Below are 10,630 nucleotides of genomic sequence, written 5' to 3'. Positions count from 1 at the left end.
ACCTCGGGCAAGTTCGCCTCGCTCAAGGGTCTGCCCGCCGTGTCGCCGATGGCGGAACGCATCGGGCTGGAGCGTGACCTTGCCTTGGTCGAGATGACCCGCGCCCGTTACCACGCCGACCAGATCACCACCGCAGCCGCCCTGCCCGCGCTGGCGCGTGCCAAGGCCGACGGGCTCGACGTGACGGCGGGCGTTTCGATCCATCACCTGACGCTCAATGAATTCGACGTTGGCGACTATCGCACCTTCTTCAAGGTCAAACCGCCATTGCGGGCGGAAGACGACCGGCTGGCAATGGTCGAAGCCGTGGCCGATGGCACGATCGACATCATCAGCTCCATGCACACCCCGCAGGACGAGGAATCGAAGCGCCTGCCGTTCGAGGCCGCTGCCTCGGGCGCGGTGGCGCTGGAAACGCTGCTGCCCGCCGCCATGCGGCTTTACCACGCCGGGCAGCTGAGCCTGCCGCAGCTTTTCCGCGCGATGGCGCTGAACCCTGCCCGACGGCTTGGGCTTGATACCGGCACCCTGGCTCCGGGCGCGCCCGCCGACCTCGTGCTGTTCGACCCCGACGCGCCTTTCGTGCTGGACCGGTTCACGCTGCGCTCGAAGTCGAAAAATACCCCCTTTGACGGGATGCGCATGGAGGGCAAGGTGCTGATGACGCTCGTTCAGGGCGCGCCTGTCTATGAAAGGACCGCCTGATGCTGCCCGTCATCGAGACCTCTGCCACCCTGCTGGCCGCAACCGCCGTGCTGGCCTACCTGCTTGGCGCGGTCCCCTTCGGCCTTGTCATGGCGCGGCTGTTTGGGCTTGGAGATATCCGGCAGATCGGCTCTGGCAATATCGGGGCGACGAATGTTCTGCGCACCGGAAGCAAGCCCGCCGCCGCGCTGACACTGGTGCTGGATGCTGGCAAGGGCGGAATCGCGGTGCTGGTCGCACGCGCACTGGTGGCCGAGGACGCCGCGCAGGTGGCGGGATTCGCAGCTTTCCTGGGGCACTGCTTCCCGGTCTACCTTGGCTTCAAGGGCGGCAAGGGCGTGGCGACCTTCCTTGGCACGCTTCTGGCGCTGTTCTGGCCTGCCGGGATTGCCGCCTGTCTCACGTGGCTTCTGATCGCCGCAATCAGCCGGATTTCGTCCCTGTCTGCCCTGGTGGCCGCCGCGATGGCCCCGGTCTGGGTCAGTGTTCTGGGGATGCCTCAGGCGGGGCTGGTCACGGCGCTTCTGGCCGCGCTGATCTTCATGCGCCATGACGCCAATATCAAACGCCTGCTGAAAGGCGAGGAGCCTCGGATCGGCCGCAAGGGCTGACCCGTGCAGGGTTTCCTGTCGGCCTTCGATGCATTGCCCCTCGGTTCCTTCACGGGCATTGCAGACGGGCGGCGCTATGTCTGTGTGAAATCGGGTTTCGCGGGTGGGTCCAGCCAGAAACTGGTGGCCGAGGAACTGGGCGGGACCGATTACATCAGCCTCAACCTCTATCGCACCAAGGCAGGCGCATTGCTGCGGCCCTGCGAGATGCCCGAAGCAAAGGTCATTGCCTTCGTCCGGCATCTCGTGGTCGACGCCGCGCCTAATGACGGGCGCGGCGCCGGTTCGTATTAGCCACGGCTTTCCAGCGCTTCTGCGGTGCGCTTGGTGTTGTGGTAGATCCCGAGGAACAGGTACATCATCCCGCCCATGAGGATCACGTAAAGCCCGCCGCCGATCAGCAGGCCGATCCCGGCGAGGAAGCCGCCCTGCGAACTGAACATGGTGAAGAGCGACGCCCCGACCACACCGATGATCATCAGGATCACGATCACGGTAATCAGTTTGTCCAGTGCTCCGATGAAGAAATCACGCATTTCCTAAGCTCCTTTTCTGTCAACAATGACAGTAAGAGACCCCAAACTGGAAAATGGTTCAAAGATTTTCTTCAGTAGCTGAACTGCGAATAGATCCGAGAGATGTCGCCGTTCCAGTCGCCGTGGTAGTGTTCCAGCAGTTCATCGGCGGGCACATGGCCGCACTCGATGCTTTCCTTCAGCGCATTCAGGAAGTGGGTTTCATCGGGCACCATGCCGCCTGCGCCGAGCCGCGCGCGCGCTTTCAAGCCCGCCTCGGCAATGGCGACCGCCTCGCGCGCCAGCGCATGCATGTTGACGCCATTCACCTCGGCCTGAAGCCCGTCCACCGAGGCTGCCACGCGCATTGCATCGCGCGTTTCCACGTCGAAGCCCTTCACAAGATCCCAGGCCGCGTCCAATGCCGACTGATCGTAGAGCAAGCCGACCCAGAAGGCGGGCAGCGCGCACAGCCGCCGCCACGGGCCGCCGTCGGCGCCACGCATTTCGATGAACTTCTTGATCCGGGCCTCGGGGAAGACCGTTGTCAGATGGTCGGCCCAATCCGACAGCGTCGGCGTCTCACCGGGCAGCGCGGGCAGCTTTCCTTGCAGGAAATCGCGGAAGCTCTGGCCAAGCGCATTGATATAGGTCCCGTCGCGATAGACGAAATACATCGGCACATCGAGCGCGTAGTCCACCCATCGTTCGAACCCGAAGCCGTCCTCGAAAACGAAGGGCAGCATCCCGGTGCGGGCATCGTCCAAAGACCGCCAGACACGGCTGCGCCACGACTTGTGGCCGTTCACTTTGCCTTCGAAGAAGGGCGAGTTGGCAAAAAGGGCCGTCGCGACCGGTTGCAGCGCCAGCGCCACGCGAAGCTTCTGCACCATGTCGGCCTCGGACCCGAAATCGAGGTTCACCTGAACGGTGCAGGTGCGGCGCATCATGGTCGTGCCCATGGTGCCGACCTGCTTCATGTAGCCATCCATCAGCTTGTAACGCCCCTTGGGCATCAGCGGCATGTCCTCATGCGACCAGATCGGGGCCGCACCAAGGCCTATGAAGCCCACGCCGATCCGGTCGGCGATGTCCTTCACGTCGCGCAGGTGGTCGTTCACCTCGTCACAGGTCTGGTGGATGGTTTCCAGCGGCGCGCCCGACAGTTCCAGCTGGCCACCGGGTTCGAGGCTGATATTGGCGCCGTCCTTGGTCAGTCCGATGAGGTTGCCGCCCTCGACAAGCGGGTCCCAGCCATGCCCGTCGCGCAAGCCCTCGAGCACCGCGAGAATGGACCGGTCGCCCGCATAGGGCAGCGGCTTCAGCGTGTCCTTGCAATAGCCGAATTTCTCGTGCTCGGTGCCAATGCGCCACTGGTCCTTGGGCTTGCAGCCTTCGGCGAGGTATTCCGCCAGCTGTTCATGCCGTTCGATCGGGCCGCCACCGGACTGGGGGATGGACATCGGGCCTGCTCCTGCACCTACGTGTTTCGAAGGCCCTTGATGGGTGGAAAAGCGGGCAGTGTCAATTGAGCGCCTGAGGCCAGCCCACGCCGTCTTCACGTTCCCAGATCATGACCAGATCGGCCCTGGAACGATTGAGATGCCGGACCATGCGACCCGTTTGAATTCCGGGCAGGCGCAGGAAGGCGTCGAACAGGCGATCAGCCCCGGTTGCATTCACCGGGATGTGAACCGGGGCCTCGAAATTCTGCCGCAGAACCCAGACTGGTGGCCGGCTTCTCGTGTCGAGCAGCAAAACGGCCATGTCCTCGATGTCGATCACGCCGCCGTCGAGCGGGCCCATGTAGGTCACCCGGCCTTCATCCAGCGTCACGACCCCCGGCCCGATGGCAGCCTGCCGGAACCGCCCACGCTGGATGCCCCCCCAAAGCAGAAAGAGGCCGATGGCAGCAAAGGCAAGGCCGACGCCCAGGATGATGACGGTCAGCGCGGCAAGCGCCACGAAACCACCCGCAAGCACCACCGCGAGCCCGATAAGCGCCTCGCGCCAGCGTCTGAGCGCGGCCATGGCCTCGGGTCGGAAGAAACCGCTCACCAATCGCCCCGCGTGGACTGGAACAGAGTCAGCGCCGCGACAGCGGCGGTATCGGCGCGCAGGATGCGGGGGCCAAGACTGACGGCTGTGCAATAGGATCGCGACCGCAGGCGGTCGCGCTCCGTCTCTGAAAACCCGCCCTCCGGGCCGATCAGGATTGCCCATTTCTCGCCCTTGGGCGCAGCCTCCAGCGCCGCGCGAGCCCCGACGAGGCTCTCGTCGCAGAAGATCAAGTGCCGGTCCTCGGGCCAATCGGCCAGCAGCCGGTCGAGCTTTTGCAGGTCGTCAACCGGGGGCACAAAGGTGCCGCCGCATTGTTCTGCCGCCTCGACAGCATGCGCCTGCAACCTGTCCTGCCGGATGCGTTCGGCATTGGTGAAGTCCGTCTGCACGGGGATAATCCGGGCGGCTCCCATCTCGGCGGCTTTTTCGACGATGAAATCGGTGCGCGCCTTCTTGATCGGGGCAAAGAGCAGCCACAGGTCGGGCGGCATCATCTGCGGCGCAGCCTGGTCGCGGCAGGCCAGCACGCCGCCGCGCTTGCCGGCTTCCACCACCTCGGCGGTCCATTCCCCCTCCGAGCCGTTGAAAAGCGCCACCTGGGCCCCTTCGGCAAGCCGCATGACGCCAAAAAGGTAATGCGCCTGGTCCCGCGACAGCGGAACCGTTTGCCCTGCCCCAAGCGGATGCTCTACGTAGAGCCGTATCTTTGCACGCGACGACATGGGACGGACCTTATGACCGGCTTCAGCGAAACGCCAGAGGGGCAGGTGCACGACGCGGTGCGCGGCAATTGGGTGGATCACCTGGCGCCCACCTGGTCACGGCCTTATCTGCGCCTGTCCCGCGCGGACCGACCGATCGGCACCTGGCTGTTGCTCTTGCCATGCTGGTGGGGCGTGGGGCTGGCCGCCGCTGCCCACGGGCCGAGATGGGAGGATCTCTGGATCGCTGCTGCCTGCGCCATGGGGGCCTTCCTGATGCGCGGGGCGGGCTGCACCTGGAACGACATCACCGACCGCGACTTTGACGCCGCCGTGGCGCGCACCCGGTCGCGCCCCATCCCGTCGGGCCAGGTCAGCGTGAAACAGGCACTGGCGTGGCTGGCGCTTCAGACGCTGATCGCGTTCGGTCTTCTGCTGACCTTCAACACGGCCGCGATCCTGATGGGGGTCATCTCGCTTCTGCCCGTGGTCATCTACCCTTTCGCCAAGCGGTTCACCTGGTGGCCGCAGGTCTTTCTGGGCATCGCCTTCAACTGGGGGGCCCTGCTGGCCTGGGTCGCCCATACCGGCAGCCTCTCGTGGCCGCCCGTGGTGCTGTATCTGTCCGGCATGGCCTGGACGATCTTCTACGACACGATCTATGCCCACCAGGACAAGGAAGACGATGCGCTCATCGGCGTGAAATCCACCGCGCGGCTTTTTGGCGACCGCACCAAGCCCATCCTGCGCGGCTTCCTGGTGCTGTCCGTCACGCTGATGGCCATCGCCGTGATCGGGGCGCTCACGCCCTCGGCGAGCGTTCTGACACTGGTCCTGGCACTTGCCGGGGCCTGGGGTTTCGGCTGGCACATGACCTGGCAAATGGGGCGGCTCGATATCGACGACCCGGATGTCTGCATGCAACTTTTCCGCAGGAACCGGGACACGGGCCTGATCCCTGCGCTGTTTTTTGCCGCTGCGGCGCTGGTTTCGTTGAACCTGTAACGGCAACCCGTTAAAGCCTTTCTCAATGGATCACGGGACAGTCACTTTCGCATGCGCCTAGCCTTTCATTTCGCCGCAATAGGGGCGTTCGCGCTTGCCGCCGGGCTGAGCTTTCTCGTCGCCGTCGGCGGCGCGCGCCAGGTCGAGCAGCAATCGGTGCACGCGGTGAATACCGCGCTCAGCCTCGAAGGCATCGAATGGGTCCAGATCGGGGCCGATGGCCTGCAAGTCCTGATGGCCGGAACCGCCCCGGACGAGGCCGCGCGCTTCCACGCGCTGCGTGTCGTCGGAGAGATCGTGGACAGCGACCGGATCATTGACAGCATGGGCGTGCTGGACCCCGCCGGGATCGAGCCTCCGCGGTTCTCTCTGGAGATGCTGAGAAATGTCGACGGCGTGTCCCTGATCGGCCTCATCCCCGCCTCGATGGGTCGCGACCGCCTGACCCGGGGCATCGACGAACTGGGCACCGGCCTTCACGTGGCCAACATGGTGGAAACCGCAGATTTCCCGGTGCCGACCGGATGGGGCCCGGCCTTCCGCTTCGGGCTGATGGCCCTGGCGGAACTGCCCCGGGCCAAGGTATCGGTTTATGACGGGCAGGTCGTGGTCGAAGCCGTGGCCGACAGCCGGCAGCAGCGCGATGCATGGCAAGCATTCCTCGAAGGCAACCGCCCCTCGACGGTCGAGCTGGTGATGGACATCTCTGCCCCCCGGCCCGTGATCACGCCCTTTACCCTGCGCTACGTGCAGACCCCACAGGGCGGGCGCTTCGAAAGCTGCTCGGCAGGAACCGAGGAAGGACGCGACCGTATCCTGACCGCCGCCCGTGCCGCGGGCCTCGCCGGGCCGGAGCTTTGCCGCCTCGGGATCGGGGTGCCTTCCCCCAACTGGCCCGCCGCCGCCGCGCTGGCGATTGCTGCCGTCAGCCGCTTCGACGACGCGACAGTGACCTTCTCGGATGCGGACATCACCCTGATCGTGGCCCAGGGCACACCGGCCGACCTGTTCGACGAAGTGGTGGGTGAACTCGACGCGGCCCTGCCTGAAGTCTTCTCGCTGCACGCGGTTCTGCCGCCCGCCCCGGCCGAGGAAGGCGACGATGACGGTCCGGCAAGCTTTACCGCGACCCGCAGCCCCGAGGGCTACGTGCAGCTACGCGGACGCCTGCCCGACGATCGGATCACCGAGGCCGTCAGCGCCTATGCCCAAGCGCTCTTCGGCCGACAGAACACCTACTTGGCGACGCGCACCGACGACGAGTTGCCCGGTGGCTGGTCGCTGCGAGTCATGGCCGGGCTGGAGGCGCTGTCGCAGCTGCATAACGGCTCGGTCGTCGTGCAGCCCGACACAGTGCAGATCCGGGGGAATTCCGGAAGCGAGGACACGACGACGGTCCTGAGCCAGATCATGAGCGAGCTCCTGGGGGCCGCGGAAGGCTTCGAGATCGACGTGACCTACGTGCCCAGCCTCGACCCGGTCTCGGGCCTGCTGTCGCCCGAACAGTGCCTCGACCGGATCGAGACGACCCTGGGCGGGCGCAAGATCACATTCGATCCCGGCTCGGTCGAGATCAACGCGGCCACCGGAGAAATCCTGGACGACCTGGCCGAAATCCTGCCGGACTGTTCGCATGTGGACATGGAGATCGGTGGCCATACCGATAGCCAGGGACGCGAGGAAATGAACCTGCGTCTGAGCCAGGGTCGCGCTGACGCGGTTCTGAACGGACTTCTGGCGCGGCGCGTTCTGACCTCGAACCTGACCGCCCAGGGCTATGGCGAGACCCGTCCGATTGCCTCGAACGACACCGAGGAAGGGCGCGAGACCAACCGCCGGATCGAATTCCTGCTGGCCTCGGACGTGGCCGAGCGGGACGCACTGGAAGCCGCCGCCGAACGCGCCGAGCTGCTGGCCAACGCCCCAAGGCCGGTGATGCGGCCCGATAACCTTGTGCCGCCGCAAGAGGCCCAGGAGGAAACCGAATGAACCGCACCGAATTCATCGTCGTCATCGCGATCATCCTGTTCGTGGCCTTCGCACTTGGCTGGTTTGCCAACTGGCTGGTTCACAGGCTGACGCGCGTGTCCGGGGTGGACATGAACGAACTGGAGGAGATGGCCAAGGCGCTGCACGATGCCGAGGAAACCCGTGACCAGGCGATTTCCTATCTCCAGCACCGGGAAGCCGAACTGACCAACCAGATCAGCCAGACCGAGGCGGAACTGCGCGCGGCGATGGAGGGCCTGCGGGAAGCCCGCCAGGAAGCCGAGGAGCTGCGCGCCTACGTGGAGCATGCCAACCAGGGCTGAAGGGCGTTTCGACGCTGAAGCGCGTCGACCCGTGCGCGGCCCGTCTCTGCCCCCGCTTGCGCGGGAGCCTCGCCAGCCCGCCTGGGGGCCAGCCCCCAGACCTCGGGGTATTTTCGCAAAGAAGAAGGGAAATCCGGACCCGGTCAGGGTCGTTTCCAGCGCGTCAGCGCGTCCTCATCCTCGTCTCGCGCGGCGACCCAGGCCGACCCGTCGGCCGTGATCTCCTTCTTCCAGAAGGGAGCACGGGATTTCAGGTAGTCCATCAGGAATTCCGCCGCAGCGAAAGCATCGGCCCGGTGGCGGGAGGCCGTGGCAACCATCATGATGGTGTCGCCCTGTCCCATGCGCCCGTAGCGATGCAGGATAAAGGCATCGGCCAGGGTCCAGCGTTCCATCGCCTCAGCCGCGATCGATTCAAGAGCCCTTTCGGTCATGCCGGGGTAATGCTCGATGTCCATCGCATCGAGATCTCCGGTCGCCACGTCGCGCACGATACCCGAGAAACTGACCACCGCCCCCGCGTTGACCTGGCGCGCCGCGAAGCGGTTGAGGCAGGCCCCCATGTCGAATGGATCGGACTGGACGATGATCTCGGGCATGTCAGCCTCCGGTCATCGGCGGAAAGAAAGCCACTTCCCTTGCGCCCGCGATCGGGGCGTCCAGATCGACGAGGGCCTGATCCACAGCGGCGCGGATCGCCTTGAGATCGGAGAAAGCGAAAGCATAGCCCTCGTCACGCGCCTTGAGCTCGTCGATCAGCTCGGCGACCGTCGCGGCCTTGGTCTCCACCGTTTCATGTCCGGTGCCGATCCGTTCGCGCAGCCAGGCGAAATATCGAAGCTCAATCATGGGGGTCCTCCCTCAGATGGGGCATCGCCTTGGCAAGGTAGTCCACGCCCGTCACCACGGTGAGCGCAGCGGCCAGCCACAGCAGCACAAGCCCCCCGAAATAGGCCCAGTTGGCACCGAGGCTTAGCGCGACAAGGTGGAATTCGTCCTCGATCTCGCCAGCGAATATCTGGGCCACGATCTCGGGCGACATGCCGATCACGTTCATGCCGAAATGATGCTCGAAGATGCCGTAGGAAAACAGCACCGCGATCGCGATCATCTGAACCGTGGTCTTCCACTTGGCAAGCTTCGTGACCTTCAGTGTGCCCGCGGTGTTGCCCAGGAATTCCCGCAGGCCCGAAACGAACACTTCGCGAAAGAGGATCGCGGCCACCGGCAGGATAAGCAGCGTCTGGAAGCCGAAAAGCCCCATCAGCGTCGCGAGGGCGATCACGACCATGGCCTTGTCGGCGATCGGGTCGAGCATGGCCCCGAAGCGGCTGAGCTGGCTCCAGCGTCGGGCGAGGTATCCGTCGAGCCAGTCGGTGATCGCGGCGGCCACGAAGAGGACAAGGGCCACCCAATCCGCGTATGGGCGTGGAAGGATCAGGAAGATGATCGCAACGCCGGGGGCCGCCAGAAGGCGCAGCACGGTCAGAATATTGGGCAAGGTCCACTGCATGGCAAAGCCATAGCGTGGTTGCCGGGCGCGGGCCAGCCCCGGCGAGCGGCCGGCACGGGAATTTGCGCGCGTCCAATCAGCCCTTTTCGTGGAAATAGTCGTAGATCGTTTCCGCCAGCGTATCCGAAATCCCGTCAACGGCCTTGAGATCGGCGAGATCGGCGCGGCTCACCGCCTTGGCACTTCCGAAATGGGCCAGGAGCGCTCGTTTGCGCGTCGCCCCGACACCCGGCACATCGTCGAGCGGCGTCGCCCCGATGGCCTTGGCACGCTTGGCACGATGCGTGCCGATGGCAAAGCGGTGTGCCTCGTCGCGCAGACGCTGCACGAAGTAAAGCACCGGATCATTGCGTTTCAGCGCGAATGGCCGTTTGCCGGGGCGGTGGAATTCCTCTTTCCCAGCATCTCGGTCGACGCCCTTGGCCACGCCGATGAACGGCACGTCGTCGACCCCGAGATCGGCCAGAATTTCGGCCACGGCACTCACCTGCCCTGCCCCGCCGTCGATCAGCAGCAGGTCCGGCCAGGCGTCGCTTTCCCGATCCGGATCTTCCTTCAGGAGGCGCTTGAAGCGGCGGCTCAGCACCTCTTTCATCATACCGAAATCGTCGCCCGGGGTCAGGCTGTCGCCCTTGATGTTGAACTTGCGATACTGGCTTTTCAGGAAGCCCTCGCGCCCGGCCACGATCATGCCGCCGACAGCGTTGGTGCCCTGGATGTGAGAGTTGTCGTAGACCTCGATCCGCTCGGGCGGCGCATCCAGCGCGAAGGCCTCGGCAAGCCCGTCCAGCAGGCGCGATTGGGTCGCCGCCTCGCTCATCTTGCGGGCAAGGCTTTCGCGGGCATTGCGCGCGGCGAAAGACACGAGCTCGGCCTTCTCCCCCCTCAGTGGCACGACCAGTTCCACCTTGCGCCCGCGCTTTTCGCCCAGGGCCTCGGCCATGAGATCCGCGTTCTCGATCGGGTGGGACAGCAGGATTTGGCGGGGCGGGTCCTTCTCGTCGTAGAACTGGCCAAGGAAGGCCTCCAGCACCTCGGCCTCTTCCGCGCCGGAGCCGGTGCGCGGGTAGAAATCGCGGTTGCCCCAGTTCTGGTTCGCGCGGATGAAGAAGACCTGCACGCAGGCCTGGCCGCCCTCCATGTGGAGCGCAACGACATCGGCCTCGGCCACGCCTCGCGGGTTGATACCCTGGACACCCTGAACGGT

At 65.2% G+C, this 10,630-nt stretch carries 14 protein-coding genes; 6 read left to right on the top strand and 8 right to left on the bottom strand.

Going from position 1 to position 10,630, the window contains the following annotated elements; genetic code table 11:
- From ACEQXV_RS08275 to ACEQXV_RS08265, 3 genes are all read left to right on the top strand, one after another.
- A partial coding sequence (locus ACEQXV_RS08275; protein ID WP_370268684.1) for an amidohydrolase family protein occupies positions 1–705 on the top strand: 705 nt, incomplete at its 5' end.
- A 2-nt stretch (positions 706–707) separates the two neighbouring features.
- Positions 708–1,316 (top strand): glycerol-3-phosphate 1-O-acyltransferase PlsY, encoded by a 609-nt coding sequence (plsY, locus tag ACEQXV_RS08270; protein WP_370253674.1) that lies wholly within the window; start codon positions 708–710, stop codon positions 1,314–1,316.
- Between the two features lie 3 nt (positions 1,317–1,319).
- Positions 1,320–1,610: a hypothetical protein gene (locus ACEQXV_RS08265; protein ID WP_370253657.1), complete on the top strand. Its 291-nt coding sequence runs from the start codon at positions 1,320–1,322 to the stop codon at positions 1,608–1,610.
- Here the strand turns inward: ACEQXV_RS08265 and ACEQXV_RS08260 are convergent.
- The 4 genes from ACEQXV_RS08260 to ACEQXV_RS08245 form a co-directional block, all read right to left on the bottom strand.
- Positions 1,607–1,852, bottom strand: coding sequence for a hypothetical protein (locus tag ACEQXV_RS08260; RefSeq protein WP_370253659.1), 246 nt, complete (start codon positions 1,850–1,852; stop codon positions 1,607–1,609). The genes ACEQXV_RS08265 and ACEQXV_RS08260 overlap by 4 nt on opposite strands.
- 71 nt (positions 1,853–1,923) lie before the next feature.
- Positions 1,924–3,294, bottom strand: coding sequence for a glutamate--cysteine ligase (locus ACEQXV_RS08255; protein WP_370268682.1), 1,371 nt, complete (start codon positions 3,292–3,294; stop codon positions 1,924–1,926).
- Positions 3,295–3,355: 61 nt separating this feature from the next.
- Entirely contained in the window at positions 3,356–3,889 is a 534-nt protein-coding gene (locus tag ACEQXV_RS08250) for a hypothetical protein (protein ID WP_370268681.1), read from the bottom strand.
- On the bottom strand, positions 3,886–4,614 hold the full coding sequence (locus tag ACEQXV_RS08245) for a 16S rRNA (uracil(1498)-N(3))-methyltransferase (protein ID WP_370253663.1): 729 nt from the start codon (positions 4,612–4,614) through the stop codon (positions 3,886–3,888). Before ACEQXV_RS08245 ends, ACEQXV_RS08250 begins: the two co-directional genes overlap by 4 nt.
- A 12-nt stretch (positions 4,615–4,626) precedes the next feature.
- Between ACEQXV_RS08245 and ubiA the strand changes: the two genes are divergently transcribed.
- The 3 genes from ubiA to ACEQXV_RS08230 are packed head-to-tail and all read left to right on the top strand — an operon-like array spanning position 4,627 to position 7,910.
- On the top strand, positions 4,627–5,598 hold the full coding sequence (gene ubiA / locus ACEQXV_RS08240; RefSeq protein WP_370253664.1) for a 4-hydroxybenzoate octaprenyltransferase: 972 nt from the start codon (positions 4,627–4,629) through the stop codon (positions 5,596–5,598).
- A 51-nt stretch (positions 5,599–5,649) separates the two neighbouring features.
- Complete coding sequence (locus ACEQXV_RS08235) at positions 5,650–7,587, top strand: OmpA family protein (protein WP_370253665.1); 1,938 nt, start codon at positions 5,650–5,652, stop codon at positions 7,585–7,587.
- Positions 7,584–7,910 (top strand): hypothetical protein, encoded by a 327-nt coding sequence (locus ACEQXV_RS08230; protein ID WP_370253667.1) that lies wholly within the window; start codon positions 7,584–7,586, stop codon positions 7,908–7,910. The genes ACEQXV_RS08235 and ACEQXV_RS08230 overlap by 4 nt, the downstream gene beginning before the upstream one ends.
- Positions 7,911–8,053: 143 nt before the next feature.
- On the opposite strand, the gene ACEQXV_RS08225 is transcribed toward ACEQXV_RS08230, so the two are convergent.
- From ACEQXV_RS08225 to ACEQXV_RS08210, 4 genes are all read right to left on the bottom strand, one after another.
- On the bottom strand, positions 8,054–8,509 hold the full coding sequence (locus tag ACEQXV_RS08225; protein ID WP_370253668.1) for a molybdenum cofactor biosynthesis protein MoaE: 456 nt from the start codon (positions 8,507–8,509) through the stop codon (positions 8,054–8,056).
- A gap of 1 nt (position 8,510) precedes the next feature.
- Positions 8,511–8,759 carry a molybdopterin converting factor subunit 1 gene (gene moaD, locus ACEQXV_RS08220; protein ID WP_370253669.1) on the bottom strand — a complete coding sequence of 83 codons (249 nt, stop codon included), beginning with the start codon at positions 8,757–8,759 and terminating at the stop codon, positions 8,511–8,513.
- Positions 8,752–9,423, bottom strand: a complete 672-nt coding sequence (pgsA, locus tag ACEQXV_RS08215) for a CDP-diacylglycerol--glycerol-3-phosphate 3-phosphatidyltransferase (protein WP_370253671.1) — start codon at positions 9,421–9,423, stop codon at positions 8,752–8,754. Before pgsA ends, moaD begins: the two co-directional genes overlap by 8 nt.
- A 76-nt stretch (positions 9,424–9,499) precedes the next feature.
- The coding region (locus ACEQXV_RS08210; RefSeq protein WP_370268680.1) for a helix-hairpin-helix domain-containing protein at positions 9,500–10,630 on the bottom strand (1,131 nt) is incomplete at its 5' end.

Origin of the sequence: Nioella sp. (assembly GCF_964229645.1) — a bacterium.
In the GTDB taxonomy this organism is placed as follows: Bacteria; Pseudomonadota; Alphaproteobacteria; order Rhodobacterales; family Rhodobacteraceae; genus Nioella.
The sequence above is the reverse complement of the archived record's forward strand: the minus strand, read 5'-3'. Positions and strand labels throughout refer to the sequence as shown.